This is a genomic window from Roseateles sp., assembly GCF_019237615.1.
Classification (GTDB): domain Bacteria; phylum Pseudomonadota; class Gammaproteobacteria; order Burkholderiales; family Burkholderiaceae_C; genus Pelomonas.
Genome location: NZ_JAFAGT010000053.1, coordinates 35,115 through 61,729, shown reverse-complemented (window position 1 = coordinate 61,729; position 26,615 = coordinate 35,115). Strand labels below are relative to the sequence as shown.

The following is a 26,615-nucleotide window of genomic DNA, read 5'->3' as shown; positions in this document are numbered from 1 at the left end:
GTCGGCCGGCTGACAAAACCTGAGTGATGTACTGGGGCGCTGCTTCTGGCTAGAGTCGCCGGCAACCATCCCCCCAGGAGCTTCCCATGATCAACCTGACCGTCAACGGTCGCGCCGTCTCGCTGGACGCAGACCCCGACATGCCCCTGCTATGGGCGGTGCGGGAGGAGCTGCAGCTCACCGGCAGCAAGTTCGGCTGCGGCGCGGCCCAGTGCGGCGCCTGCACCATGCACGTTGCCGGTGCGCCGGTGCGCAGCTGCCTGACGCCGATCTCGTCGGTGCAGGGGCCGGTGACCACCATAGAGGGCATCGCCAACGACAAGGTCGGCCAGGCCGTGCAGGCCGCCTGGGTGGCGCATGACGTGGCCCAGTGCGGCTATTGCCAGAGCGGTCAGGTCATGAGCGCCGTCGCGCTGCTCAAGGGCAACAAGAAGCCGACCGACGCGCAGATCGACGCGGCCATGGCCGGCAACCTCTGCCGCTGCGGCACCTACACCCGCATCCGCGCCGCCATCCATGCGGCCGCGGCCCAGCTCGCCTGAGGAGGCCGCCATGCTGAATCCGCAACGCATAGACCGTCAGCTCAGCGGCCGCGGGCTGTCCCGCCGCGCCTTCGTCACCACCACCGTCGGCGGTGCCGTGGGCCTGGCGCTGCTGCCTGGCCTTGCCGCCGCGCAGGGCGCCGTGGCCAAGCCCGGCTCCAAGCCCACCGAGCAGCCGCTGGCCTTCGTCAGCATCGCGCCGGACGGCACCACCACCATCCTGTGCAACCGCATGGACATGGGCCAGGGTGTGGAGACCGGCCTTGCGATGATCTGCGCCGAGGAGCTGGATGCGGACTGGCTCAAGGTCCGCACCGGCTTCGGCGACCAGCAGGCCAAGTACGTGGACCCGATGTTCGGCATCCACCTGACCGGCGGCTCCAATTCCATCAAGAACAGCTACCAGCAGTACCGTGAGCTGGGCGCGCGCACCAAGGCCATGCTGTTGGCCGCCGCCGCGCAGGCTTGGGGCGTGCCGGCCGCGTCGTTGCGGGCCGAGAACGGCGTCATCGGTGGCGCGGGAAAAAGCGCCGGCTATGGCGAGTTCTTCGACGCGGCGATGAAGCTGCCAGTGCCCGAGGCCGTCGCGCTGAAGGACCCCAAGACCTTCAAGCGCATCGGCCAGCCCACCGGCCTCGTCGTCGGCAAGGCCAAGAGCACCGGTACCCAGTCTTATGGCATGGACGTGCAACTGCCCGGCATGGCGGTGGCCGTCATCCAGCGCCCGCCGGTGTTCAACGGCAAGGTGGCCAAGCTGGACGCGAGCGAGGCGCTCAAGGTCAAGGGCGTCAAGGCCGTGCTGCCGGTGCCACTGGACCGCGGCGGTCAGGGCGTGGCCGTCGTCGCCAGCGGCTACTGGGCCGCCAAGAAGGGCCGCGACGCACTCAAAGTCGACTGGGACCTCGCCGGCCTGGCCAAGCCCGACACGGCCAGGCTCACCGCCGATTACCTGGCGCTGGCCAAGCAGCCCGGCACGCCGGTACCCAAGTTCGATGCCGACATCAGCGGCTGGAGCAAGGCGCCGAAGAAGATCACGGCCGACTTCGTGTTCCCCTACCTGAACCATGCGCAGATGGAGCCGCTGGCCTGCACGGTGGACCTGAAGGACGACCGCTGCGACTTCTACTACGCGGCGCAGATGCCGGGCATCGACGCGATGAACCTTGCCAAGGTCGTGGGGCTGAAGCCGGACCAAGTGCAGATCAACGTGCAGATGGCCGGCGGCGGCTTCGGCCGCCGCGCGACGCCCGCGACCGAGTGGCCGCGCGAGGCCGCAGGGGTGGCGGTCGCGCTGGCCCAGGCGGGCCAGCGCATGCCGGTCAAGGTGATCTGGAGCCGCGAGGACGACGTCAAGGCCGGCTACTACCGACCCATGACAGTGCACCGCGCCGAGGTCGGCTTCGACGCGGGCGGCAGGATTGTCGGCTGGCAGCACCGCATCGTCAGCCAGAGCATCCTGAAGGGCTCGCCGCTGGAGGGCTTCGGCTACAAGGACGGCGTGGACAGCACCACCGTCGAGGGCATGCGCGAGCCTTACGAGATCGCCATGAACCTGAGCGTCCACCACCCCGACGTCAACGTGCCGGTGTTGTGGTGGCGCTCGGTGGGCTCCACGCATACGGCCTATGTCATGGAGACGCTGGTCGACGAGATCGCCTTCGCCACCAAGCAGGATCCGGTCGCCTACCGGCTCAAGCTGATGGAAGGCAACGCCAAGGCCGACCGCCACCGCGCGGCGCTGCAGGCCGCGGTCGACAGGAGCGGCTACGCCAAGCGCAAGCTCAAGCCCGGCCAGGCCTGGGGCGTGGCGGTCCACGAGAGCTTCGAGTCCGTCGTCGCCTATGTCGTCGTCGCCAGCCTGAAGGGCAAGGGCAAGGACCGCCAGCCGGTGCTGCAGGAGGTGCATGCCGGCGTGCACTGCAACCTCTGCGTGAACCCGAAGTCGGTCGAGACCCAGGTGCAGGGCGCCGCCATCATGGCGCTGGGCACGACGATGCCGACGCACCGCGTCACGTTCAAGGATGGTGTCGTCGAGCAGAACAACTTCTACGACATCGCCATGCCGCGCATGCCGGACGCGCCCAAGGTGATGACGGTCAGCATCGTGCCCAGCAGCGACCCGCCCAAGGGCATGGGCGAGCCGGGCTTGCCGGCGCTGGCGCCGGCGCTCGCAAACGCGGTGGCGCGGCTGACCGGCCAGCGCCAGCGCGAGCTGCCGTTCAGGTTCGCCTGAACGGGGTCGGGTCAGGGGGCCGGCGGGTAGCCGGCCTCGGCCAGCACGGCCGCCAGCGCCTCTCGGGACAGTGCGCTGTCGACCTCGGCCGTGCGCGCCTCCAGGTCGATCTCGACGCGGGCCTGGGCGTCGGCGGCCTTCAGCGCTTCGGTGATGGCGGCGACGCAATGGCCGCAGCTCATGTCGGGCAAGGTGAATCTGTGCATCAAGGGCTCCCGGGGCTGGCATCATGCCTGCATCCAGGCTTGTCGCACTGCCATGCACATCATCGCCCTCAGCGGCGCGCTGCGCCGCGCGTCCTACAACACCGCCCTGCTGCGTGCGGCCATCGCCCTTGCGCCCGAGGGCGTCACGATGGAGCTGCGCACGCTGCACGGCATTCCCGTCTATGACGGCGACGTCGAGGCCCAGGGCATCCCGGAGGCCGTGACGACGCTGCGCGAAGCCATACGCGCGGCCGACGCGCTGCTGATCGGCACCCCCGAGTACAACAATTCCATCCCTGGTGTCCTGAAGAACGGCCTGGACTGGCTGTCTCGCCCCAGCGGCGAGGGCACCAAGCTGTTCGGAGGCAAGCCGACCGGGCTCATGGGCGCGACGCCGGGCGGCTTCGGCACCGTGCAGTCGCAGGATGCGCTGCTGTCGGTGCTGCGCACCCTGGGCAACGACTTCTGGATGGCCGGACGGCTGATGGTGTCCCGCGCCGGCTCGGTCTTCGACGCCGACGGCCAGCTCGTCGACGACAAGGTGAGGGCGCAGCTGCAGGGCTTCGTCACGGGCTTCGTCGACTTCGTCCGCAGGAGATCCGCATGAGTCCGAACGTCGAGCGCATCACCAGCCATCTGGGCGACGTCGGCGGCCTGCCGATACAGCGCGCCCTGCCCAGCAAGGCCCGGCGCGCCATCGGAGCCTGGTGCTTCGCGGACCATGCCGGCCCGGCCACGCCCGAGCGGCGCATGAACGTCGGCCCGCATCCGCACACGGGGCTGTCCACCTTCAGCTGGATGATCGAGGGCGAGATCCTGCACCGCGACAGCCTGGGCTCCGAGCAGGTGCTGCGAGCCGGCGAGGTCAACCTGATGACGGCGGGGTACGGCATCGCGCACAGTGAGGAGTCCTTGTCCGACCGCATCCATCTGGCCCAGCTGTGGATCGCGCTGCCGGACGCCGAACGCGAGCGCGCGCCCAGCTTCCAGCATTTCCCCGAGCTGCCCCGTCTGAGCCAGGGCGGCTTCGAGGCGACGCTGCTGGTCGGCGAGCTCGCCGGCCTGCGCTCGCCGGTGCCCAGCTTCACGCCGCTGCTGGGCGCGGACCTGGTGGCCACTGGCCCGGCCGACGCGGTGCTGGCGCTTGACCCCGGTTTCGAGCATGGGTTGATGCTGCTTGAAGGCGAGATCGAGGCCGCTCCGGCTGGCCACGACGCGGTCGAGACCATCACGCCCGGCACGCTGCTCTACATCGGCGCCGGCTGCGAGGCTGTCGAGCTGCGCTGCTCGGCCGCGGCCCGGCTGCTGCTGCTGGGGGGCGAGCCCTGGTCGCAGCCGCCGCTGCTGTGGTGGAACTTCGTTGGCCGCGAGCCGGCCGAGATGCAGGCCTGGGCGCAGGACTGGGCGCGCGAGGACGGTGGGCGCTTCGGCGTCGTCAGGGGCTACGACGGCCCGCGCATCGCGGTGCCGTCGGTGCCGGCGCTCAGGCAGCCCTGAGGCCTGTTGGCGCTAGCCTGCGCGAGCGCTCTTCACCAGCGCCGCGATGCGTGGCGTCGCGTTCGTCGCCACCAACTCGATCTGCGGGTTCGCCCTGGCGAACACGCGGAACAGTTCGTCCGTGAAGCCGTGGCCCACGTCGGTGACGCCGTCGAAATCGATCTCGGCGCGCTTGAAGGTCGCGAGCCGGGCGCCGACGCGCCGGGCCTGGGCGCGCGAGTCCAGCGCCTGGCCTTCGCCGGCCAGCAGGCGCAGCTGCACGGCGGTCTGGTCGAACTCGATGCCGTCGCCCTGCGTGCTCCAGGCTTCCATGATGCCGTCCAGCGTGCGTGTCGTGCTCAGCGCGATGGCCATGTAGATGGAGCTGCCCTGGCGTGGCAGCGCCTTGCCCTTGCGCCAGCCGGCGCTTTCCCAGGCTCGGCGCTGGTAGGCGGTGTTGTTGGCATGGATGTCGAAGACGTCGGCCAACTGGCTGCTGAAGAACAGGCCGCGGCCGGTGTGGGCATCGGGGGCGCTGGTCAGCCGGCCCTTGCTGAGCTCCAGCATCGCGTGCTGCGGGTCCTCGAGCTCGAAGGCACGGCAGATCTTGTCGAACACGCCGATGCCGTCGTCGCTGACCAGCAACTGCGCATGCGTGGGCGTCTGGCGCAGCGATACGGTGACGCTGCTGCCGCCGGAATGGTCGGCCGCGTTGTTGACCAGCTCGGTGAAGCCATGCCGGACCATGCGCTCCACATGCCCGGGCAGCGCGAAATGGGGCGCGAAGTCGCGCTGCCAGGGCAGGTCCTCCTGCAAGCCGTGCAGGGTATAGCTGCGTGCCACCTGGCGCAGCGCTCCCGGCGCGAAGACCGGGCGGCGGCTGCTGCCGGCGCGGGTCAGCCAGCCGGCGTCCACCAGGCGCTTGAGCGCCGCCTGCGCCGAGCGACGGCTGGCGCCGGTGCGCTCCTCGACATGGGCAGCCAGCTCGTGCGAGTGCTCACTCGCGGCGGCGGTGATCCAATTGGTGAGGTGGTCGAGCACCAGTCTTGTCATGACCACGCATTGTGCTGACTACTTCAACCACGGGGGGTGGGGGTGCTACCGACTCCATAGAATCCCCGATCAGTTACGACGGGGTTACCAACTACGTTGGCAGTCGCAGTCGGCCCAGATTTCTCAACTTCACCGGGGACATCCCATGCCTCTCGTTTCCATGCGTCAACTGCTGGACCATGCCGCTGACAACGGCTACGGCATCCCAGCCTTCAACGTCAACAACCTGGAGCAGGTGCAGGCCGTCATGGCAGCGGCCGACGAGGTCGGCGCGCCGGTCATCCTGCAGGCCTCGGCCGGCGCGCGCAAATACGCCGGCGAGCCCTTCATCAAGCACCTGATCCAGGCCGCCTGCGAGGCTTTCCCCCACATCCCGCTGGTCATGCACCAGGACCATGGCACCAGCCCCAAGGTCTGCGCCGGCGCAATCGACCTGGGCTTCGGCTCGGTGATGATGGACGGCTCGCTGATGGAAGACGGCAAGACGCCGGCCTCGTTTGACTACAACATGGACGTGACCCGCAAGGTCGTGGAGATGGCGCACAAGGTGGGTGTCACCGTGGAGGGCGAACTGGGCTGCCTGGGCAACCTGGAGACCGGCGACGCGGGCGAGGAGGACGGCATCGGCGCCGAGGGCAAGCTCAGCCACGCCCAGATGCTGACCGACCCCGAGGAGGCCGCCCAGTTCGTCAAGGCGACGCAGCTGGACGCGCTGGCCATCGCCATCGGCACCAGCCACGGCGCCTACAAGTTCAGCCGCAAGCCCACCGGAGACATCCTCGCCATTGCCCGTGTGAAGGAGATCCACGCGCGCATCCCCAACACCCACCTCGTCATGCACGGCTCGTCCAGCGTGCCGCAGGAGCTTCTGGCCGTCATCAACCAGTACGGCGGCAAGATGAAGGAGACCTTCGGCGTGCCGGTCGAGGAGATCCAGGAGGCTATCAAGCATGGCGTGCGCAAGATCAACATCGACACCGACATCCGCCTGGCGATGACGGGCGCGGTGCGCAAGTTCCTGGCCGAGAACCCCGACAAGTTCGACGCCCGCGAATGGCTCAAGCCGGCGCGCGAGGCCGCCAAGGCCGTCTGCAAGCAGCGCTACCTCGAGTTCGGCTGCGAGGGCCAGGCCGCGAAGATCAAGGCACGCACGCTGGCCGACATCGCCGGTGCGTATGCGCGCGGCGAGCTGGCGCAGCAGGTGCAGTGACCGACCACTGCTTCACCTACGGCTCGCTGATGTGGGCCGACATCATGGCCCGCGTCTGCGGGCGTGAATTCGCCAGCGAGCCCGCCTCGCTGGCCGGCCATGCTCGCCATCCGGTGCGCGGACAGGACTACCCAGGCCTGAGGCCCGCGTCTGGCGGCGTCGTGCCGGGCCGGCTCTACCGGGACGTCGACGCCCGTGCCTGGGCGCGGCTCGATGCCTTCGAGGGCGAGGCATACGAGCGCGTGCGCGTCGACGTGCGACTCGCAGGCGGCGCGACCGCCGCCGCCTGGGTCTACCGCTTCCGCGCCGAGTTCGCCGCCTGCCTGCTACCGGGCGATTGGGACGCGACTGCCTTCGAGCGCGAAGGCCATGCGCGGTTCACCGCGCGTTACGCCGGCTTCGACGCGCTCGGGCCGCGCTGACGGTCGGGCGGCAATTCACCACCTTTACGGACGTTCGCGCTCCGCCGCCGGGGTCACAATGGCCCGGCATAACCCCTTGTTTTCTGGGGCCGGGAGCGTGGGATGGACGAGCTGACCGGAATCGTCGCGCGGGCGGGCTTCCTGCCGCACGGCTACTGTTTCCAGTGGGCACCGGGCCTGCTCTGGAGCATGGTGGGCGCCGACCTGTCCATCGCGCTGGCCTATTTCTCCATCCCGCTCGTCATCGCCAGCTATGCGCGCCAGCGCCCCGAGGTGAACCTGGGCCGCATCGCGACGCTGTTCGCCGTCTTCATCTTCGCCTGCGGCGTGACCCATGTGCTGGACGTCTGGACGATCTGGCGCCCTGACTACCAGTTGCAGGCGGCGGGCAAGGTCTTCACGGCCCTGGCCTCGGTGCTGACGGCAGCCGTTGCCTGGCGGCTGATGCCGACGCTTCTGGCCGTGCCGTCGCTGGAGGAGATGCGCGTCGCCAACGAGGCGCTGCGCCGCGAGGTGGACCGCCGCCACAGTGCCGAGGATCACCAGCTGGAAGCAGAGCAGAGCCTGGCCACGACGCTGTCCACCATCGATGCCGGCTTCATCACCACCGATGGCGAGGGGCGCGTCACGCGCATCAACGCCGTGGCCGAGCGAATCACCGGCTGGCCGGCCGGCGAGGCGCTGGGACGCTCGGTCTGGGAGGTCTTCGTGCGCGAGGGCATGCCGGCCGAGCTGGCTCGGCGCAACCCGGTCGACGTGGTGCGCCAGCGCCAGCCGGAGGCGGCCCTGCGCCGCCAGGCCGTCTGCGTGGCGCGCGATGGCGGCACGCGGCCCATCGAGGTCCAGGCCGAACTCACCCACCATGCCGACGGCCGCGCGCGTGGCATCGCCCTCGTCTTTCGCGATGTCGGCCGGCTCACCGAGGCCGAGGCGGAGGTTCGGCGTCTGGCGGCCGTCGTCGAATCCTCGGCCGACGCCATCGTCGTACAGGCGCTGGACGGCCGCATCACGAACTGGAACGCGGCGGCCGAGCGGATGTTCGGCTACACCGTCGAGGAGGCCGTGGGCCAGCCGGCTCAGATGCTGATCCCACCGGAGCGCGAGGCCGAGGAGCTGCGCATCCTGGCCAGCATCGCCCAGGGCCAGGTGCTGCCGCCGCTGCGCACCATGCGGCTCGCCAAGGACGGCCGGCGCGTCGAGGTCTCGATCCAGGTCTCGCCGCTGCGCGACGCGGCCGGCCACGTCGTCGGCCGCGTCAAGTCTGCGCGCGACCTGACCCACCAGCGCCAGATCGAGGCGGCGCTGCGCCAGAGCGAGGCGCGGCTGCGCTTTGCGTTGGAGTCCGCCGCCATCGGCGACTGGGAGATGGAGCTGGAGACCGGCGTCATCCACCGCTCGCGCCGCTACGACCAATGCTTCGGCCTTGACGATGCCGCCGGGCCCTGGGACCGCGACCGTCTGCTGGCCGCCGTGCACGCCGACGACCGCGCGCTGGTGGAGGCCGGCCTCGGCGCCCTGCTGGACACCGGCATCGGGCAACTGCCCTGGCATGCCGAGTTTCGCGTCGTCTGGCCCGATGCCAGCCAGCATTGGCTGCGCCTGGATGCACGCGTCACGCGCGACGAGGCCGGCGCGCCGCGCCTTGTGGGGATCGTTGCCGACGTGACCGCGATGCGCACCGCTGAGCAGGCGCGCCAGCAGGCCGTCTGGCTGGCCGCGGAGAACCGCCGCGCGCAGGAGTCGAGCCGGCTCAAGAGCCTGTTCCTGGCCAACATGTCGCACGAGCTGCGCACGCCGCTGAACGCCGTCATCGGCTTCTCCGAGCTGCTGATCATGGACCGCCAGCCACCCGACGCGGCGCGCCAGCGCGAATGGCTGCAGCACATCGCCAGCAGCGGCCGGCACCTGCTGAACATGATCAACGATGTGCTGGATCTCTCCAAGATCGAGGCCGGCAAGCTGGACTTCCATCCCGCGCCGGTGGACCTGCCGGCCCTCGTCGACGACGTGCTTGCCACCGTCGCCGTGCTGGCCGAGCAACGCGGACTGCACCTGGAGTCCGCCATCGCGCCTGAGCTGCACGACCTCGTGCTCGATGCTGCGCGCCTCAAGCAGGTGCTGCTGAACTACCTGTCCAACGCCATCAAGTTCACGCCGGGCGGCGGTCGCATCGCGCTGCGCATGCTGGGTGAAGGACCGAGGCTGTGGCGGCTGGAGGTCGAGGACAGCGGCATCGGCATCCCGCCCGACCGCATCGGGCAGCTGTTCGTCGAGTTCCAGCAACTCGACGACGGCCTGGCCAAGCAGCACCAGGGCACCGGCCTGGGCCTGGCACTGACACGCCGTCTCGTCGAGGCCCAGGGCGGGCGGGTCGGCGTCTACAGCCAGCCCGGCCAGGGCAGCTGCTTCTACGCGGTGCTGCCGCGCCGGCCGGCCGACGATGAAGACCTGGTGCCGCGGCCGGCGCACCAGCAGCTGGTGGCGCTGCGCGACCACCCGCTGCGCGACGGTGTCGCGCGCGAGCTGTCGCAGGCCGGCGTGGCCACCGATACCGCCGCCACGGCCGCCGAGGTGCTGCGCCTGGCGCGCGTGCGCCGCTACACCGAGTTGGCCATCGACCTCGGCCTCCCCGACTCTCAGGGGCTGGGCCTGCTGGCCGCGCTGCGCAGCGGCGGGCCGTCCATGCACGCCGCGGTCAAGGCGCTTGCGCTGACGCCTGCCTCCGGCGCCGGCGTCGCCTTCGCGGTGGCCGACGTGCTGGCCAAGCCGCTGCGCCGGCCAGCGCTGGCGCGCGCCCTGGTGCCGCTGCGCGACCGCCTCGGGCCGGGCCGGCCCGTGCTGGTCGTCGACGACGAGGCCAGTGCGCGCGAGCTGATGTGCGCCGCCTTGCAGGCTGCAGGCGTCGAGGCCGTCGCCGAGGCCGGCGGCGCCCAGGCTTTGCGGCGCCTGGCGACGCTGCAGCCGGCGGCCATCGTGCTCGATCTGATGATGCCGGGCGTCGACGGCTTCCAGGTGCTGCACGAGCTGCGTTCCGAGCCGCGCTGGGCCGAGCTGCCCGTCATCGTCTGGACGGCGCTGGCGCTGGACGTCGAGGAGATCGAGGCGCTGGCCCGCTCGGCCAGCACCATCGCGGGCCGCGCGCCGCCGGGCCGCGCCCAACCGCTGGCCGAGGTGCGCGACGCCCTGTTGCGCGCGGCCCGTCAGGAACGCCGCGGCCGCCGCCGCGTAGGGAGCTGAACATGCCGGGTGAACGCGTCCTCGTCGTCGACGACAACGAGCTCAACCTCGAACTGGCCCAGTATGTGCTGGAGGTCGGCGGCTTCGTCGTCGACCGCGCGCTGCACGTCGACGAAGCCTGGGCGCGGCTGCGGGCCCGCCGGCCCGACATCGCGCTGGTCGACATCCAGCTGCCCGGCGCCGACGGCCTCAGCCTGGTGCGCGCCATCAAGGCCACGCCTGACCTCGCCGACCTGCCCGTCGTCGCCTTCACGGCCTACGCCATGCAGGGTGACGAGGAGCGCTTTCGCGCAGCCGGCTGCGACGGCTACCTCAGCAAGCCCATAGACGTGTACAGCTTCGCCGCCAGCGTGCGCAGCTATTTGTGAGACCTTTGCCCGGCTGCGCCGCGCTGAACGCCGACGCGCCCGGCCGGTCTTGCAGACCGCGCAGCCGAGGCAACTGCTGCTCTTCGACGGGTGTGGCCAGCCCACGGGGCCTGTCGTGTCCGACCCCAGCCCCCCAGGGCCCGCAGGGCTGGCTTGGGAGCGGCCCGGCTCTCGGCCCGCAGGCGGCACCTAAAATTGCGTGTCCCATCCCAGCGCCGTCGCCATGCCCCAAGCCCTCTACGAATCCAGCCTGACTTCCCTCCCGCTGCTCGGCCGCGGCAAGGTGCGCGAGAACTACGCCGTCGGCGCGGACCGCATCCTGATGATCGCCAGCGACCGCCTGTCGGCCTTCGACGTCATCATGGGCGAGCCCATCCCGGGAAAGGGCGCGCTGCTGACCAAGATGGCGCTGTTCTGGTTCGGCAAGCTGCAGGGCATCGTCCCCAACCACCTGACCGGCGAGGACCCGCTGTCTGCCGTCGCGACGGAGGCCGAGCGGGAGCAGATCCGCGACCGCGCCATGCTGGTCAAGCGCCTCAAGCCCCTGCCCATCGAGGCCGTCGTGCGCGGCTACCTGGCCGGCAGCGGCTGGACCGAGTACCAGAAGACGCAGAGCGTCTGCGGCGTCGCGCTGCCTCCAGGCCTGCGCAATGCCGACAAGCTGCCCACCCCCATCTTCACGCCGGCCACCAAGGCCGAGATGGGCGACCACGACGAGAACATCTCGTTCGAGCAGGCCGCAGCCATCATCGGCGCCGACCTCGCCACGCGCGTGCGCGACATCTCCATCCAGCTCTACCAGCGCGCCGCCGACTTCGCGTTGACCCGTGGGCTCATCATCGCGGACACCAAGTTCGAGTTTGGCCTGGACGACGACGGCACGCTGACGCTGATGGACGAGGTGCTGACGCCCGACTCCTCGCGCTACTGGCCGGTCGAGAGCTATGCGCCGGGCAGCAACCCGCCCAGCTACGACAAGCAGTTTGTGCGTGACTGGCTGGAGGCCGTGCGCATAGACGGCCAGCCCTGGGGCAAGACCGCGCCCGCGCCGGCGCTGCCCGCCGAGGTCATCGCCAACACGGTGCAGAAATACGAGGAAGCGCTGCAGCGGCTGACCGCATGAGCGGCCTTGCCGGGCCGCGTCGTCGGCCCGGCAAGGCCGCAGGCCAAAGGGTGCGCCAGTGAGCGTCAAGCTTCGCAGCCGCCTGGCTGCACCTGGCCGAGGGCCCGACGGCCTACTTCAGCATCTTTGGCAGCGGCGCACGCGAGCTTGTGCGTCGCGCTCAGCTGATGGCCCAGGCCGCCGGTCTGGCCCCGCTGAAAACCCTGTGTGACGCCTGGCTGGCGCAGATGGCCTTGGTCGACCGAGACATCGAGTGCCTCGTCGCCCACGCCCACGCCGCCGCCGTGCTGGCCGCGCCGGCAGCCCCTGCCGCAGGCGTCGCGAGTGCGGCGTCGAACGCGGCCGCGTGTCGCGTCGCCTCGGCCCTGGGCATGGCCTGGGATCTCGCCGGGGACGAGGTCGCCACCCCGGCCTGGTATGCCCGGGGGCCGTCGCGCCGCCAGTGCCCACGGTGACGATGTTGGCCTCGCAGCGCTGCTCTACAACCAGTGCCGACGCGTGCGCTGCGAATCCGCGAAGCGGCGCCGGACGGCGAGCCCGGCGAGGCGCGGCCGCGCCGATGGGCGTGGACTCCATTGGCCATTTCGACGACGTCGGCGGCGGCTCGGCGCGCCCAGTTGCTGGCCGTGCAGGGTGATTTCAGGGCTGCCGCCGCGTTGCACGAGGTACAGCTGCCCGAGGCCGTGGCTGCCGGCCCGTCCCGCATCGGCGGCTGCCTGCTGGCCGACCAGGCGGCCGTGGAGGTGCTGGCCGAGGACTCGCCGCATTGCGACCTCGACGAGTGCGCCGCCTGGCGCCGCCTCGGGGCCGGAAGGCTGAGTTCGGCCGGACTGGGCAGTCCGCCACACTGAGCGGACTTTTTCCGGGGCGTCGATGCCCCCCGGCTACGGTACCCTCGCCCGCCTATGACCGCCGACGCCTGCGACGCCGCAGCCATCCACGCCTTGCCCGCGGGTACCCGCTTTGGCGAGCTGGAGATCCTCGGCACGCTGGGCGTGGGCGGTTTCGGCATCGTCTATCTGGCGCGCGACCATGCCCTGGAGCGCGAGGTCGCGATCAAGGAGTACATGCCCAGCCAGTTCGCCTCGCGCGATGGGCGCTCCCAGGTGTCGGTGCGCTCGGTGTCCATGAAGGAGACCTTCGAGCTCGGCCGGCGCAGCTTCGTCAACGAAGCCAGGCTGCTGGCCCGCTTCGATCACCCGTCACTGCTCAAGGTCTACCGCTTCTGGGAGGCCAACGGCACCGCCTACATGGCCATGCCGCGGCTGGTGGGCCAGAACCTGCGCGAGGCGCGCAAGGCACGCCCGACGCCGCCGCCCGAAGCCTGGCTCAGGCGCATCTTCGACGCCGTCCTCGGCGGCCTGGAGACCCTGCATGCACAGCACGTCTGGCACCGCGACGTCGCGCCCGACAACATCTTCCTGCCTGCCGACGGCGGCCCGCCCGTCCTGCTGGACTTCGGCGCCGCCCGCATGGCCATCGGCGACCGCACCCAGGTCTTCACGGCCATCCTCAAGCCCAGCTTTGCGCCTATCGAGCAGTACGCCGAGGCCGCCACGCTGCGCCAGGGCCCCTGGACCGACTTCTACTCGCTGGCCGCGGCCATGCATGAGCTGCTGACCGGCCGGCCGCCGCCGCCGGCCACGGCCCGCGCGATGGGCGACGAACTCGCACCGCTGGCCGTGGCGGGCTATTCGCCGCGTTTGCTGGCCGGCCTGGACTGGGCGCTGCGCGTGCCGCCCCACCAGCGGCCGCAGAGCGTGGCCGCCTGGCGGGAGGTGCTCGACGGCCATGCCGGCGTGCCAGCTGCCCAGCCCGCACCGCCGCGCGCCGCTCGGGCGCCGGCGCCGGCGCCGGAGCACGCCGCGTCGCTGGATCTCGAATTCGCCGACACCGTGCAAGGCCTGCCGTCGCAGCTGGACGCCACCGACGCCATGCCGCTTGCGGCCGCCGCGCCGGCCCCCCGGCGGCGCGCCCGGCAAGGACTGGCGGTGGCGGGCGGCGGCGGCGCGGCGCTGTTGCTACTGGGCCTCTTCGTCATGCAGCTGCGCGGCGGTCGGCCCGAGGCTGCGCCTGCCGAGCCGGCCGCGTCGGCCGTCGTGTCCGTGGCGCAGCCCCGGCCTGCGGCCAGCGCGCCCGCATCGGCGCCCGCCTCAACACCCGTGAGCACGCCCGCCAAACCAGCGCGTCGTGACGCGGCGACCAGGCCCGTCATCACCGAAAAGATGGGTGATTACCGTCCCATCCCGCGTAGCGCCGACCCGGTCTCGTCCGAGCCGGCGGCCTCGGCGGCGCCTGCGTCGACAGGGGAACCCAAGACGGCCAGCGAGGCCTGCGGCGGTCGGGTGTTGCTGGCCCGTGCCTGGTGCATAGACCGGCAGTGCGAGAAGCCGGCCTACCAGAACGACCCCGACTGCGTGAAGCTGCGCGAGATCCGCAGCAGCCGCAACGGCAGCCTGCCCTGAGCGGGCGTCAGAACAGCGCCATCGACAACTTGCGGCGGTACTGGTCCAGCAGCGGGTCACTCTGCACGACGGCCGCCTTGCCGGCCAGCTCCAGCGTGCCGCTCTTGGCCTCGGCCGCGGGCTTGGGGGCCGGCTTGGTCAGCAGCTCCAGGATGGCGACATAGGTCTTGCGCGCGGCTTCGCCGTTCCAAGCCTTGTCGCGCATGATGATTTCCAGCAACTCGTCCATGGCCTCGGTGAAGCGCTGCTGGGCGAGATGGTGCTGCGCCAGCGCGAAGCGGGCGTCGAAGTCGCGCTTGTTGGCGGCGATGGCCTCCTGCAGCGAAGCGGGGTCGCCGGCCGCCTCGAAGGCCGTCAGCCAGGTGGCCAGCGCGGCCAGTCGGGGCGATGGCGTCAGCGTGTCGGCCGCCTTGGCGGCCACGGGCGCGAAGGCGGTGCGCGCGTCGTCCACCAGGCCCAGCTCCAGCAGGGCCTTCACATAGTCGAAGCGGGCGGCGTCGTTGCCCGGGTCGGTCTGCACGGCATGGGCGAGCTTGCCCAGGGCGGCCTCCAGGTCGCCATCGGCCATCAGGTCCTGGGCGTCGGCCAGGTCGGCCTCCGCCTCGAGCTGCTCGCCCGGCGGCACATGCTTGTCCAGGAACTCGCGGATCTGCGCCTCCGGCAGCGCGCCGACAAAGCCGTCCACCGGCTGGCCGTCGACGAACATCACGCAGAAGGGAATGGAGCGCACGCCGAACATCTGGCTCAGCTGCGTGGCGATCTCGGGCACCTCGTCGCTGTTGAGCTTGGCCAGCGTGAAGCGGCCGGCGTAGGCCGTCTCCAGCTTCTCCAGCAGGGGCCCCAGCGTGCGGCAGGGGCCGCACCAGGGCGCCCAGATGTCCAGCAGCACGGGCTGCTGCTGGGAGGCGGTGATCAGTTCGGCTTCGAAGTTCTGGAGGGTGATGTCGATCATGGCCAGGGGAGTGTGAGGGGCGCCACCTACAATTCAAGGCTTTTCTGAGCCTCGGAGCGCGCTTTGTCTACGTCGTCAGCCCCTTTGATCCCGGACGCCGTCATCGGCATCGTCATGGGCTCCAGCAGCGACTGGGAGACGATGAAGCAGGCGGCCGAGATTCTGACCGAGTTCAGTGTCCCCTTCGAGGCGCGGGTCGTGTCGGCCCATCGCATGCCGGACGAGATGTTCGCCTATGCCGAGGCCGCCGCCGACCGGGGGCTGAAGGCCATCATCGCCGGCGCCGGCGGCGCGGCCCACCTGCCGGGCATGCTGGCCGCCAAGACGACGGTGCCGGTGCTGGGTGTTCCGGTCGCCAGCCGCCACTTGCAGGGCGTCGATTCGCTGCACTCCATCGTGCAGATGCCCAAGGGCATCCCGGTCGCGACCTTCGCCATCGGCAACGCTGGCGCGGCCAACGCGGCGCTGTTCGCCGTCGCGATGCTGGCCACGGGTGACGCGGCACTGCTGGATCGGCTGAACGCCTTCCGCGCCAGGCAGACGGCCGCCGCCCGGGCCATGAGCGAGGAGCTGCGCTGATGCCGGCCCTGCTCCCGGGCGCCGCCACCCTCGGCGAGTCCCGCCAAGCAACGCTGGGCGTCCTGGGCGGCGGCCAGCTGGGCCGCATGTTCGTTCACGCCGCCCAGGCGCTGGGCTATCGCTGCGTCGTGCTGGACCCGGACGCCGTCAGTCCGGCCGGCTCGGTGGCCGAGGTGCACATCAAGGCCGACTACCTGGACTCCCTGGGCCTCGCCCGGCTCGCGCGCGACTGCGATGCGATCACGACCGAGTTCGAGAACGTGCCGGCGCTGGCGCTGGAGACGCTGGCCGGCATGCGCGTCGTCGCGCCCGCCGCCGCGGCCGTGGCCGTCTGCCAGGACCGGGCGGTCGAGAAGGCGCATTTCAAGGCGGCCGGCGTGGCCTGCGCGCCGCATGCCGTCATCACCAACGACATCGAGCTGGCCGCCGCGGACCCGGCGCTGCTGCCCGGCATCCTGAAGACCAGCCGCATGGGCTACGACGGCAAAGGCCAGGTGCGGGTGTCCAGCACCGCCGAGCTGGCCGCCGCCTGGGCGGACCTGAAGCGCGTGCCCTGCGTGCTGGAGCAGATGCTGCCGCTGAAGGTCGAGTTGAGCGTGCTGGTCGCGCGCGGCGCGGACGGACAACTCGTCAACTACCCCGTGCAGCAGAACTTGCACCGCGGCGGCATCCTGGCCGTCACCGAGGTGCCGGCGCCGGACGTGCCGGCCGCGGTGGCGCAGCAGGCCATCGCCGCCGCCCGCCAGGTGGCCGACGCGCTGGCCTATGTCGGCGTGCTGTGCGTCGAGTTCTTCTGGCTGGATGACGGCCGCCTCGTTGTCAACGAGATGGCGCCGCGCCCGCACAACTCCGGCCACTGGACCATGAACGGCGCCGACGTGTCGCAGTTCGAGCTGCAGGTGCGGGCGCTGGCCGGCCTGCCGCTGCCCGAGCCGCGTCAGCATTCGGCCAGCGTCATGCTGAACCTGCTGGGCGATCTGTGGTTCTCCGGTGATGGGGGCCCGACGCCGCCGGCCTGGGACCGCGTGCTGGCCCTGCCCGGTACCCATCTGCACCTGTACGGCAAGGCCGAGGCGCGCCACGGCCGCAAGATGGGGCACCTGAACGTCACGGCGGCCACGCCGCAGGCCGCGCACGCGGTCGCCGCCGAGGCTGCCGCCCTGCTGGGCCTGCCCGCCGATTTCTGATGCTGCTGCTGCCGGGCAACGATCCTGCCGCCATCCAGGCCGCCGCACGGCGTCTGGCGGATGGCGAACTGCTGGGCCTGCCGACCGAGACGGTCTACGGCCTGGCGGCCCGCGCCGATCGCGACGAGGCCGTCGCGAAGATCTTTGCCGCCAAGGGCCGGCCCAGCGACCACCCGCTGATCGTCCATGTGCTGGACACGGCCGGCGCGGAACCCTTTGCCGACCACCTGCCCGCCGCGGCCCGCCGGTTGATGGACGCCTTCTGGCCCGGCCCGTTGACCGTCATTGTGCCGCGCAGACCCGGCATGGCCGAGGCCGCGGCCGGGGGGCACGTGACGGTGGCGCTGCGCGCGCCGGCCCACCCGGTGGCCCGCGCCGTGCTGGCCGCGGCGCGCGGCTTGGGGGTGGCCGGCGTGGCCGCGCCCAGCGCCAACCGTTTCGGTCGCGTCAGCCCGACGCTGGCGCGCCATGTCGTCGAGGAATTCGGCCCGGGGCTGATGGTGCTGGACGGCGGCGCCTGCGAGGTGGGCATAGAGTCCAGCATCGTGGACTGCAGCCGCGCTCGACCGGCGTTGCTGCGTCCGGGGTTGATCGGCCGCACAGGCATCGAGGCCGTGCTGGGCGAGACGCTGGCGGAGCCGGACGCCGCCGCGCCCAAGGCCTCGGGCACGCTGGCCGCCCATTACGCACCCAGCGCCCGCGTGCGCCTGCTGGATGCCGAACACCTGGCTTTACGTTTTGCCACGGCGGCCGCCAGCGGAAGCCTGGAAGGGGTGGCGGTATATTCACGCGCCCAGTTGCCGGCGTGGCGCTGGCAGGCCCTGCCGGCCGACCCGGCGGCGGCGGCCCACGAGTTGTTTGCGGTGCTGCGGGCCCTGGATGCGGCCGGCGCCCGCGAGATCTGGGTCGAGGCGCCTCCGCGCGACCCGGCCTGGGACGGCGTCCGGGACCGGCTCAGCCGGGCCGCTGCTGCCTTCACCGATTGAGTTTTCCTGCCCTGAGTTCATCGTCATGCAACGTGTTGTCTCCCAGAAATTGAAGCGCGGCCTGGCGCTGGCCACGGTGGCGGCGGCCGCGCTGATCGCCGGCTGCGGCGGCGGCAGCACGCAGCAGATCGACCCCTTCGCGCCCACTCGCATCATCACGTTCGGCGATGAGAGCGGCGCCATCCTGCAAAGCGGCAAGAAGTACACGATCAACGGCCTGAGCACCGACACCCAACTGGTGGACTGCCGGCTCAACCCGGTCTGGAGCCAGATGCTGGCCAGCGGCTTCAACTTCGTCTACCCGCAGTGCAACGCCGACTACGTAGCTCTGCCGCAGGGCATCATGTACGCGGCGGCCGGCGTCAAGGTCGCCGACGTGCGCGACAAGATCGACCAGCACCTGTCCAACGACAGCTTCGGTCCCAAGGACCTGGTGTCCATCATGGTGGGCGTCAACGACATCGTGGACCTGTACCGCCAGTTCCCGCAGCAGAGCCGCGATTCGCTGATCAACGAAGCCAAGGCGCGCGGCAAGCTGCTGGCCGACCAGGTCAACCGCATCGCCAACGCCAATGGCCGCGTGGTAGTGAGCACCATCTTCGACGTGGGCGTGACGCCCTTCGGCCAAAGGGAGAAGGCGCAGCAGACCGACATTGACCGCGCCGTCTTCCTGGACGACCTGAGCACGGCCTTCAACACGTCGCTGCGCCTGAACCTGCTGAACGACGGTCGCCTGATCGGCCTGGTGCTGACGGATGAAACCATCCAGCAGATGGTGCGCTACCCGTCTGCTTTCGGCTACTCCGATGTCACCCACGCGGCCTGCCGTACCGACATCGCGCCGCAGGACTGCACGACGAATACGCTACAGGTCGACGCCACATCCTCGCAATGGCTGTGGGCCGGCGACACGCTGCTGGGCCCCAATGCACAGAGCCGCATCGGCTCGATGTACCTGAGCCGCGCGCGGAACAATCCCTTCTAAGCCCGCCGCGCCCCGCCGGGCAAGGGGGCCGGGCCTGGGCGCTGGTGGCCCTTGAGGGCTGTTGCCGGCCGCGATGCCGCGAGGATTCAGGCGCTGTTGGTCCTGAGCTCGCGCCGCAGGATCTTGCCGACGTTGCTCTTGGGCAGTTCGTCGCGGAACTCGATGAACTTGGGGCGCTTGTAGGCCGTCAGCTGCTGGCTGCAATAGCCGGCCAGGTCTTCCTCGGCCAGCGCCGGGTCGCTCTTGACGACGAAGAGCTTGACGGCCTCTCCGGACTTGGCATCCGGCACGCCCACCGCGGCGCACTCCAGCACGCCGGGGTGCAGGTTGACGACCTGCTCGATCTCGGTCGGGTAGACGTTGAAGCCGCTGACCAGGATCATGTCCTTCTTGCGGTCGACGATGCGCACATAGCCGCGCTCGTCCATGATGCCGACGTCGCCGCTCTTGAAGAAGCCGTCGGCATGCATGACGTTGGCGGTCTCGTCGGGCCGCTTCCAGTAGCCGGCCATGACCTGCGGGCCGCGGATGCAGATCTCGCCGCGCTCGCCCAGAGCCATGTCGCGACCGTCGTCGTCGCGGATGGCGATCTCGGTGGACGGGATGGGCAGGCCTATGCTGCCGTTGAAGGCACGCTGGTCCAGCGGGTTGATGGTGGCAACCGGCGAGGTCTCGGACAGGCCGTAGCCCTCCACGACCGGGCAGCCGGTGACCTTGAGCCATTTCTCGGCCGTGGCCTGCTGAACGGCCATGCCGCCGCCGTTGGAGATGACCAGCTCGGAGAAGTCCAGCCGCGAGAAGCCGGGCTCGTTGGCCAGCGCGTTGAAGAGAGTGTTGACGGCCGGGAAGATGTGGATCTTGTGGCCGCGCAGCGTCTCGATGAAGCCGGGGATGTCGCGCGGGTTGGGCACCAGGATGTTCAGGTGGCCCATGCGCGCGCCGAGCATGAAGCAGGCCGTCAGCGCGAAGATGTGATACAGCGGCAGCGCGCAGACGTTGGTGAACTGCACGTTGCCGTCCGCATAGCCGGGCACCTTGGACAGCATGGGCTGGAACCAGGCCTCGACCTGCAGGATGTTGGCGACGATGTTGCGATGCAGCAGCGTGGCCCCCTTGGACACGCCGGTGGTGCCGCCGGTGTACTGCAGGAAGGCCACGTCGTCTGGGCCCAGCTCGGGCTTTTTAAGGCGCAGCCGCTCGCCGTGGCCGAGCGCTTCCTTGAAGCGCACGACGGTGCGGCCCTCGCCCACGGGCAGGCGGTACTCCGGCACCATCTTCTTCACATGGCGCACGGCGAAGTTGATCAGCGGACCCTTCCACCAGTTCAGCAGGTCGCCCATGGACGCCAGCACCACATGCCGCACGTCGGTGGCAGCGATGACCTCCGACAGCGTGTGGGCGAAGTTCTCCAGCACGATGATGGCGCGGGCGCCGGAGTCCTTCAGCTGGTGCTCGAGCTCGCGCGGCGTGTACAGCGGGTTGACGTTCACGACGACGAAGCCCGCGCGCAGTACGGCCGCGATGGCCACCGGGTACTGCAGCAGGTTGGGCATCATGAGGGCGACGCGGTCGCCCTGCTTCAGCCCCTGGGCCTGCAGCCAGGCGCCGAGCTGGGTGGACAGCCGGTCGACCTCGGCGAAACGCAGGCGCTGGCCCATGCAGATGGCCGCATCGCGCTGGGCATGCTGGCGGAAAGCCTCGCTCAGCAGGTCCACCAGCGAGCCGTGGGCGCCAGTGTCGACCTGCGCCGGCACGCCGGCCGGATAGCTGGTCAGCCAGGGCTTGTCGCGTGGGCTCAGCACGGGGGCGTCATCCAGGGTGGCAGCGGCGGCGGTCATCGGCAGGCCTCGGCGGGAGAAGGTCGCTGATCTTGGGTTGCCACGTGTCCCCCGCCTAGGGGACTTGCCCTACGTCGCCGCGGCGACAAGGCCTTCAGCCGCTGCCGAACAGGGTCCGGGCCATTGCTTCCTCGCGCTGCCTGACGGTGGCCAGGAACTCCGCGGCCCCGCGCATCGCGCGGAAGGTGTCGAAACCGCTCTCGAGGAAGGCCTGGAGCGTGCCCAGGCCCGCCACCTGTGCCGGGCCTCGCATCAGCCGCAGTGTCTGGCGCAACAGCGGCTTTGCCGTCAGCCGGTCCAGTGACTCGCCCACCGCCATCGTCAGGTCGATCTGGCGCTGGCGCGAAGCCGGCTCGCCGCAGGCGCGCCAGGCAATGGCGTACTCGGTGGGCGTGATGTCAGCGGACAGCAGGTGCTCCGCCAGGCGCGTGTCCAGGTGCTCGGACAGCGCATGCAGGCGCGCCAGCCGGGCGACGGTGTCGACGACCTCTGCAGGGAACAGGCGGGTCAGCGTCGGGACGACGCGGGCGAACTGGGCATCGCGCTGGCGGTAGTCGCCCGGGCCGTACAGCTCGTGCAGGAAGAAGCGCGTCGCCGCCTCGTAGCGCGGGCTGGCCAGCAGGTCGGCATAGGTGTCGGCGAAGCGGCGCTGCTGCCAGGTCTTGAGCGCGTGCACGCGGGCATCGAGTTCGGGGTCGGCGGCACGGCGGGCGCGCTCGGCGTCGACGGCGCGCAGCTCCTTCAGCAGGGATTCGGCACTCGATGGGTTCATGGACGAATCGATTCTCGCCCTGGAGCGGGCCTTAGACTGACTCGATGAATGCGCGACTGCAGAGAGCCTGGTTCTTCATCCGTTGGTTGATCGGCATCGCCGTGGGCTGGCGCTTCGGCTGGCCCTGGGGGCTGGCGGCCTACTTCGCCTACCCGTTGCTTCTGCTGCCTTCGTTTGCGGTGCTGCGCTGGATCAACCGCGGCGCCGACCGGCCCGGCTGGGGTGAACTGTTGCAAGCCTGGGGCAGGGAGGTGATGGCGACGGAACTGAGCTTTGGATGGCGCCAGCCCTGGCGCACCCACGCCGAACCCGACCTGCTGCCGGCGCAGGCGGAGGTAGGCGTGTTGCTGGTGCACGGCTTCAGCTGCAACCGGGCGTTCTGGAATCCGTGGATGGCGCGGCTGCGCCGCCAGCCGGGCCTGGCCTTCGTCGCGCCCAGCCTGGAGCCTGCCTTTGGCAGCATCGACGCCTACGCCGAGCCCATTGAGCAGGCGGTGCAGCGCCTGCGCGCACTGACCGGGCGCATGCCCGTGATCGTCTGCCACAGCATGGGCGGCGTGGCCGTGCGGGCTTGGTGGCGCAAGTTCGGCGGCGGGGAGGCGCCCCAGGTCGTCACGCTGGGTACGCCGCATGGCGGCACGCTGCTGGCGGCGTTCTCGCCAGCGTACAACGCACGGCAGATGCGCCGGCAGTGCGAGTGGATAAAGGCCCTGCCGCCGCTGCCGCGCGTGGCCTGCGTCTGGACGCCATGCGACCAGATGGTGATGCCTGCGTTGACGGCGGTGCAGCCGGGCGGCACCGCCCACCGCATCGACGCGGTGGGCCATGTGGGCCTGGTCAACGACGCCCGCGCTTGGGCGATCTTTCAGACCGCCTTGGTGTCGTCCTTCAGCACGCCTCGGCGGATCTGATCCAGCTCGATGCTTTCGAACAGCGCCTTGAAGTTGCCCTCGCCGAAGCCCTCGTTGCCCTTGCGCTGGATCAGCTCGAAGAAGATCGGGCCGATGACCTCCTTCGTGAAGATCTGCAGCAGCAGTTCATTGTCCACGCCCAGATGGGTGGCGCCGTCGATGAGGATGCGCAGGCGGCGCAGTTCGTCAACCTTCTCGCCATGGCCCGGCAGACGCTTGTCGATGAGGTCGAAATAGGTGTCTATCGTGTCCTGGAACACCACGCCGCCGTTCTTCATGCCCTCGACGGTGGCGTAGATGTCGGTTGTGCCCAGCGCCACATGCTGGATGCCCTCGCCGTGGTACAGGTCCAGGTACTCGGCAATCTGGCTCTTGTCGTCCGAGCTCTCGTTGATGGGGATGCGGATCTTGCCGCAGGGGCTGGTCATGGCCTTGGACTTGAGGCCGGTCAGCTTGCCCTCGATGTCGAAGTAGCGCACCTCGCGGAAGTTGAAGAAGCGCTCGTAGAACTCCGACCATTCCTTCATGCGGCCGCGGAAGACGTTGTGCGTCAGGTGGTCGATCTCGGTCAGGCCATGACCCGCCGGGTTGGGGTCCACCGGCTGGCCGGCCGCGTCCAGCACGGGCACGAAGTCCACGTCATAGATCGAGATGTTGCCGATGGCGCCGGCCTTGGCGCCGCCCTTGCCCTGCCAGCGGTCGACGAAATAGATCAGTGAGTCGCCTATGCCCTTGATGGCCGGGATGTTCAACTCCATCGGGCCAGCCTTGTTGTCGAAACCCCAGGCGCCTAGCTCCAGCGCGCGCTGGTAGGCGTGGGCGGCGTTGTCGACGCGGAAGGCGATGGCGCAGATCGACGGGCCGTGCAGGCGCGCGAAGCGCTGCGCGAACGAGTCCGTCTCGGCGTTGATGATGAAGTTGACGCCGCCCTGGCGGTACAGCGTCACGTTCTTGTGGCGATGCCGGGCCACGGCCGTGAAGCCCATGGTCTTGAACAGCTGACCGAGAGCGGCCGGGTCCGGCGCAGCGAACTCGATGAACTCGAAACCGTCGGTGCCCATGGGGTTGTCCCAGGGGGTGAACTTGGCCATGTCTGTCTCGCAGTAAATGTCTGAAACCAGAAATTTTGCGGCGTGAACGGCGCAGTTTTCATGCAAATGTCGGCGTCACATGACATGGATATGCATAGAAACTGCAAAATACAGCTCATGGAAGCTGTTATCGAGCTCGATGCCATAGACCGCCGCATCCTGCGTGCGCTGCAGCAGGACGGCCGTGTCACCTACGACGCGCTGGCCGGCGAGGTGGGCCTGTCCTCGTCCGCCGTGCTGCGCCGCGTGCGACGGCTGGAGGAGGCGGGCGTCATTGCTGCCTACGTGGCCCTGGTGCCGCCCGAGCGCGTGGGCCTGGGGCTGACGGCATACATCAACGTCAGACTGGAGAAGCAGACCGACAACCCGCTGCGCAACCCGCGAGACCTGTTCCGCGCCGCGGTGCAGACCTGGCCCGAGGTGGTGGAGTGCGCGGCGCTGACCGGCGAGATGGACTACCTGCTGCGCGTGCTGGTGCAGGACATGCAGCATTACGCCCGCTTCATCAGCGACACGCTGCTGATGCACCCCAGCGTGCAGGACTGCAAGACCAGCTTCGTGCTGGAGCGGCTGAAGAACACGACGGCTTTGCCGGTCTGAGGCCGGCTCGCAGCCCGCTCAGTCGAACTCGTGCAGCAGCTTGAGGGTATGGGGCTCGCTGAGATTGAGCAGCTCGGCGATGTCGCGCAGGTCGTCCGGCACGGCGGCGTCGTCCCAGCCCCGAGCCGTGTGCCGTGCCAGCCGCACGGCGAGCTGGACGCAGCGCACCTGCGGGTCGCGTCCGTCCTTGTCGCTGGTGATGCGCGTGAGCAGTTCCGGCAGATGCCAGCGCAGCATCAGCGCCTGCTCCAGGTCGGCCAGCACGATGCCCAGCACCTGGCGCTGTGCGGTGGCGCTGCGCAGATGGCGGTCGTCCTGCTGCAGCGCGGCGATCTGCAGCGCCAGCTCGGGCGCGTGCACCCACAGCAGCATCTCGGCGAAGTCACGCAGCAATGCGGCGCTGTGGATGACGGCGGCGTCGGGGTCGGCGCGGTGGGCCGCGAAGCCCAACGCATAGCGGGAGGCACGCTCGGCGCGCTGCATCACGCGCGACAGGCCCAGCAGGGCCTCCTCATGCTCGGCCAGCGCCGTCTCCAGCGTCGGCTGGGCCCCGAAGTCGCGGAAGAAGGGCGAGATGCCCAGCAGCACCAGGGCCGCGGTCACCGTCTCTGCGTCGGCGCGCAGCCCGGCACTGCGGCCGCGGCGCTGCTCGCTGGCATGGACCAGCACCTTCAGCGTCATCAGCGGGTCGGTGGCCATCATCTCGCCCAGGTTGCGGGCGTCGACGGCGTCCTCGGTCGCGCGCATCAGCTCCAGCGCCTCGGCCGTCTCGGCCAGCACCGGGATCTCGGCCCGGGCGAAGGCGTCGACCCAGGCGTCTAGGCTGGGTAGCGGGGCGGTGATGCGCAGGCGGTCGGGCATGATGACCCGATGCTAGGACGACGAGGGGCCGCATGCTCGTCGCATGCGACCCCCATTTCGGCCTCAGTTCACAGCCTGCGCACGCCGTCCAGCTGTGCGGTGAGCCGGCCGTCGGCGTAGAGCGCCCCTTCGGGCGCTCCGGCCTCGGCGTAGAACTCCAGGTGGCTGCGGGCGCGGCGGCGCCGGTAGGCGGGCGAGAACACCAGCCGGATGGCGCGCGCTGCGCGCTTGACCCGGGTCCAGCGGCGGACCCAGGCGGCGTGGGTTTCGGCGGCATCGGGGCCGCTCAGTTCGATCAATCTCATGAGGATCTCCTTGGGCAGCCGGCCCTCATGACATGGATCAACCATGGATGAAGGGCGGGCGGCGAGGTCTGTTCAGGGGCTGTCGTCGGGGAAGCGTTCGCGCAGCAGGCGTCGCAGGTCCAGGCGGGCCTGCTGGCGCCGGGCGCGGGCGTCTTGCGGGCTCTGGTGCCGGCCGGCCTGGCGTTTCAATGCCGGTGCGACGAGCGGATTGCGCGGTTTGCGCAGGTTCAACTGCATGGGACGCGGGGAGGTGAACTGGGGCATGGCGTGCTCCGGTAGATGCCGTGCACGGCACGGCGGGCAATGCAGCGGCTCGACCCGGATGGGTCGGCTTTTGCGCGAAAAGGTTCTGGTGCCCGGGGCCTGCGCTCGAGACAGGCGGGCCGGGCGGTCGGGCTGGGGGTGTGCGACCTCGCCGCGATGCCCGGGGACTTCTGCATCACGACTTGCGCAAATGATAAACAAACGTTGCTCTTGCGCAAGCGGTTTTTATCCAACACCCCTGACATGAGGCATTGGCGCCATCCAATGATGGATGCGCAGGATCAATCCGGCCGGTTTGCAGGCCGCCAGGCCTTCATCCGCGTCGGGCAGCGCGCAGGCGCCGTACTCGGCCCGGCCTTAGCGCTTCTTGGGCTTGAGCGGGGCGATGCCGGCCTGCAGGCGGCGCCACTCGTCCAGCTCGGCCTGCGGGCTGGGCGCGGCGGCCTTGGGCGCGGGCGGCGGCGGGGTGCTGGGCGTCAGCACCTCGCCCAGCAGGTCCAGCAGCCGCGTGCGGGCGCGCTGCGGATGGCGGCGGTAATAGGTCAGCACCAGACCGATGATGAAGCGCTCGTCGTCGTCCTGCGGCTGACTGGGCGGCGCCTCGACCGCCGTGGGTGCCGCGGCTCCGCCCGCCATGGCAGGCGGAGCCCCAGTGGCCAGGGCGCCGTGCTCCAGGTCCATCCAGCCGGGGGGCTTGTGGCAGAGCTGCTCGAACTGGCGCGCCAGGCGTTCGCCGATCTGGCGGGAGCGGCCCTTGATCTGGCTCCAGTAGCTTGGCTGGATCTGCAGCCTTTCGGCAAAACGACGCTCCAGGCCACGCAAGGTGGCCGCATCGGCATGTTTGACAGTGGCGCTGACGAACTCTTCGAACAGCCGCATCGCGTTGTCCAAACGGATCTGCGCGACGTCGCGGGGGGCGCTGGGCATGGGCGGCAATGATAAATGAGCG

Annotated in this window: 28 protein-coding genes; 18 read left to right on the top strand and 10 right to left on the bottom strand. The window is 70.2% G+C overall.

Going from position 1 to position 26,615, the window contains the following annotated elements:
- Window positions 1–86: 86 nt before the first annotated feature.
- Together JOY88_RS09915 and JOY88_RS09910 are read left to right on the top strand one after the other, a co-directional pair.
- Complete coding sequence (locus tag JOY88_RS09915) at window positions 87–542, top strand: (2Fe-2S)-binding protein (protein WP_293502100.1); 456 nt, start codon at window positions 87–89, stop codon at window positions 540–542.
- A gap of 10 nt (window positions 543–552) precedes the next feature.
- The gene (locus JOY88_RS09910; RefSeq protein ID WP_293502099.1) at window positions 553–2,775 is read left to right on the top strand and encodes a xanthine dehydrogenase family protein molybdopterin-binding subunit; all 2,223 of its coding nucleotides are present in this window, start codon (window positions 553–555) and stop codon (window positions 2,773–2,775) included.
- Between the two features lie 11 nt (window positions 2,776–2,786).
- Here the strand turns inward: JOY88_RS09910 and JOY88_RS09905 are convergent, their stop codons facing one another.
- A complete protein-coding gene (locus JOY88_RS09905; protein ID WP_293502098.1) occupies window positions 2,787–2,981 on the bottom strand; it encodes a heavy-metal-associated domain-containing protein in 195 nt (64 codons plus the stop codon).
- Window positions 2,982–3,033: 52 nt separating this feature from the next.
- Between JOY88_RS09905 and JOY88_RS09900 the strand changes: the two genes are divergently transcribed.
- Window positions 3,034–3,588, top strand: coding sequence for an NADPH-dependent FMN reductase (locus tag JOY88_RS09900; RefSeq protein WP_293502097.1), 555 nt, complete (start codon window positions 3,034–3,036; stop codon window positions 3,586–3,588).
- Complete coding sequence (locus JOY88_RS09895) at window positions 3,585–4,478, top strand: pirin family protein (RefSeq protein WP_293502096.1); 894 nt, start codon at window positions 3,585–3,587, stop codon at window positions 4,476–4,478. The genes JOY88_RS09900 and JOY88_RS09895 overlap by 4 nt, the downstream gene beginning before the upstream one ends.
- Before the next feature lie 12 nt (window positions 4,479–4,490).
- Here the strand turns inward: JOY88_RS09895 and JOY88_RS09890 are convergent, their stop codons facing one another.
- Window positions 4,491–5,510: an ATP-binding protein gene (locus JOY88_RS09890; protein ID WP_293502095.1), complete on the bottom strand. Its 1,020-nt coding sequence runs from the start codon at window positions 5,508–5,510 to the stop codon at window positions 4,491–4,493.
- A 145-nt stretch (window positions 5,511–5,655) separates the two neighbouring features.
- On the opposite strand from JOY88_RS09890, the gene fba reads away from it, so the two are divergent.
- The 8 genes from fba (at window position 5,656) to JOY88_RS09850 (ending at window position 14,335) form a co-directional block, all read left to right on the top strand.
- The gene (fba, locus tag JOY88_RS09885; protein WP_293502094.1) at window positions 5,656–6,720 is read left to right on the top strand and encodes a class II fructose-bisphosphate aldolase; all 1,065 of its coding nucleotides are present in this window, start codon (window positions 5,656–5,658) and stop codon (window positions 6,718–6,720) included.
- Complete coding sequence (locus JOY88_RS09880; protein WP_293502093.1) at window positions 6,717–7,142, top strand: gamma-glutamylcyclotransferase family protein; 426 nt, start codon at window positions 6,717–6,719, stop codon at window positions 7,140–7,142. Before fba ends, JOY88_RS09880 begins: the two co-directional genes overlap by 4 nt.
- A gap of 102 nt (window positions 7,143–7,244) precedes the next feature.
- Window positions 7,245–10,379 (top strand): PAS domain S-box protein, encoded by a 3,135-nt coding sequence (locus tag JOY88_RS09875; protein WP_293502092.1) that lies wholly within the window; start codon window positions 7,245–7,247, stop codon window positions 10,377–10,379.
- A gap of 2 nt (window positions 10,380–10,381) precedes the next feature.
- On the top strand, window positions 10,382–10,747 hold the full coding sequence (locus JOY88_RS09870; protein ID WP_293502091.1) for a response regulator: 366 nt from the start codon (window positions 10,382–10,384) through the stop codon (window positions 10,745–10,747).
- A gap of 223 nt (window positions 10,748–10,970) precedes the next feature.
- The gene (locus JOY88_RS09865) at window positions 10,971–11,870 is read left to right on the top strand and encodes a phosphoribosylaminoimidazolesuccinocarboxamide synthase (protein WP_293502122.1); all 900 of its coding nucleotides are present in this window, start codon (window positions 10,971–10,973) and stop codon (window positions 11,868–11,870) included.
- 167 nt (window positions 11,871–12,037) lie between these two features.
- Window positions 12,038–12,325 carry a hypothetical protein gene (locus JOY88_RS09860; protein WP_293502090.1) on the top strand — a complete coding sequence of 96 codons (288 nt, stop codon included), beginning with the start codon at window positions 12,038–12,040 and terminating at the stop codon, window positions 12,323–12,325.
- A gap of 120 nt (window positions 12,326–12,445) precedes the next feature.
- A complete protein-coding gene (locus JOY88_RS09855) occupies window positions 12,446–12,721 on the top strand; it encodes a hypothetical protein (protein ID WP_293502089.1) in 276 nt (91 codons plus the stop codon).
- A 54-nt stretch (window positions 12,722–12,775) separates the two neighbouring features.
- Window positions 12,776–14,335 (top strand): serine/threonine protein kinase, encoded by a 1,560-nt coding sequence (locus JOY88_RS09850; RefSeq protein ID WP_293502088.1) that lies wholly within the window; start codon window positions 12,776–12,778, stop codon window positions 14,333–14,335.
- A 7-nt stretch (window positions 14,336–14,342) separates the two neighbouring features.
- Here JOY88_RS09850 and JOY88_RS09845 read toward each other — a convergent pair whose 3' ends face one another.
- Window positions 14,343–15,287 (bottom strand): tetratricopeptide repeat protein, encoded by a 945-nt coding sequence (locus tag JOY88_RS09845; protein ID WP_293502087.1) that lies wholly within the window; start codon window positions 15,285–15,287, stop codon window positions 14,343–14,345.
- A 114-nt stretch (window positions 15,288–15,401) separates the two neighbouring features.
- Between JOY88_RS09845 and purE the strand changes: the two genes are divergently transcribed.
- From purE to JOY88_RS09825, 4 genes are read left to right on the top strand one after another with little or no spacing between them, the layout of a single operon-like run.
- Window positions 15,402–15,866 (top strand): 5-(carboxyamino)imidazole ribonucleotide mutase, encoded by a 465-nt coding sequence (gene purE, locus JOY88_RS09840; protein ID WP_293502121.1) that lies wholly within the window; start codon window positions 15,402–15,404, stop codon window positions 15,864–15,866.
- Window positions 15,866–17,053, top strand: a complete 1,188-nt coding sequence (locus tag JOY88_RS09835; protein WP_293502086.1) for a 5-(carboxyamino)imidazole ribonucleotide synthase — start codon at window positions 15,866–15,868, stop codon at window positions 17,051–17,053. The genes purE and JOY88_RS09835 overlap by 1 nt, the downstream gene beginning before the upstream one ends.
- A complete protein-coding gene (locus tag JOY88_RS09830; protein ID WP_293502085.1) occupies window positions 17,053–18,039 on the top strand; it encodes an L-threonylcarbamoyladenylate synthase in 987 nt (328 codons plus the stop codon). Before JOY88_RS09835 ends, JOY88_RS09830 begins: the two co-directional genes overlap by 1 nt.
- Before the next feature lie 25 nt (window positions 18,040–18,064).
- Window positions 18,065–19,024, top strand: a complete 960-nt coding sequence (locus JOY88_RS09825) for an SGNH/GDSL hydrolase family protein (protein ID WP_293502084.1) — start codon at window positions 18,065–18,067, stop codon at window positions 19,022–19,024.
- Window positions 19,025–19,110: 86 nt separating this feature from the next.
- On the opposite strand, the gene JOY88_RS09820 is transcribed toward JOY88_RS09825, so the two are convergent.
- Both JOY88_RS09820 and JOY88_RS09815 read right to left on the bottom strand, forming a co-directional pair.
- Window positions 19,111–20,862: a long-chain-fatty-acid--CoA ligase gene (locus JOY88_RS09820; RefSeq protein ID WP_293502083.1), complete on the bottom strand. Its 1,752-nt coding sequence runs from the start codon at window positions 20,860–20,862 to the stop codon at window positions 19,111–19,113.
- A 94-nt stretch (window positions 20,863–20,956) separates the two neighbouring features.
- A complete protein-coding gene (locus JOY88_RS09815; protein WP_293502082.1) occupies window positions 20,957–21,634 on the bottom strand; it encodes a DUF8198 family protein in 678 nt (225 codons plus the stop codon).
- Window positions 21,635–21,678: 44 nt separating this feature from the next.
- Here JOY88_RS09815 and JOY88_RS09810 point away from each other — a divergent pair, with 44 nt between their 5' ends.
- A complete protein-coding gene (locus JOY88_RS09810; RefSeq protein ID WP_293502081.1) occupies window positions 21,679–22,545 on the top strand; it encodes an esterase/lipase family protein in 867 nt (288 codons plus the stop codon).
- Here JOY88_RS09810 and hppD read toward each other — a convergent pair.
- Window positions 22,500–23,636, bottom strand: a complete 1,137-nt coding sequence (gene hppD, locus JOY88_RS09805; protein ID WP_293502080.1) for a 4-hydroxyphenylpyruvate dioxygenase — start codon at window positions 23,634–23,636, stop codon at window positions 22,500–22,502. The genes JOY88_RS09810 and hppD overlap by 46 nt on opposite strands.
- Before the next feature lie 117 nt (window positions 23,637–23,753).
- On the opposite strand from hppD, the gene JOY88_RS09800 reads away from it, so the two are divergent.
- The gene (locus JOY88_RS09800; RefSeq protein ID WP_293502079.1) at window positions 23,754–24,236 is read left to right on the top strand and encodes an Lrp/AsnC family transcriptional regulator; all 483 of its coding nucleotides are present in this window, start codon (window positions 23,754–23,756) and stop codon (window positions 24,234–24,236) included.
- 18 nt (window positions 24,237–24,254) lie between these two features.
- Here JOY88_RS09800 and JOY88_RS09795 read toward each other — a convergent pair whose 3' ends face one another.
- From JOY88_RS09795 to JOY88_RS09780, 4 genes are all read right to left on the bottom strand, one after another.
- Complete coding sequence (locus JOY88_RS09795; protein ID WP_293502078.1) at window positions 24,255–25,097, bottom strand: HDOD domain-containing protein; 843 nt, start codon at window positions 25,095–25,097, stop codon at window positions 24,255–24,257.
- Between the two features lie 68 nt (window positions 25,098–25,165).
- Window positions 25,166–25,402 (bottom strand): hypothetical protein, encoded by a 237-nt coding sequence (locus JOY88_RS09790; protein WP_293502077.1) that lies wholly within the window; start codon window positions 25,400–25,402, stop codon window positions 25,166–25,168.
- A 72-nt stretch (window positions 25,403–25,474) separates the two neighbouring features.
- A complete protein-coding gene (locus JOY88_RS09785) occupies window positions 25,475–25,666 on the bottom strand; it encodes a hypothetical protein (RefSeq protein ID WP_293502076.1) in 192 nt (63 codons plus the stop codon).
- A gap of 357 nt (window positions 25,667–26,023) precedes the next feature.
- Window positions 26,024–26,593 (bottom strand): hypothetical protein, encoded by a 570-nt coding sequence (locus JOY88_RS09780; RefSeq protein ID WP_293502075.1) that lies wholly within the window; start codon window positions 26,591–26,593, stop codon window positions 26,024–26,026.
- Window positions 26,594–26,615: the final 22 nt, after the last annotated feature.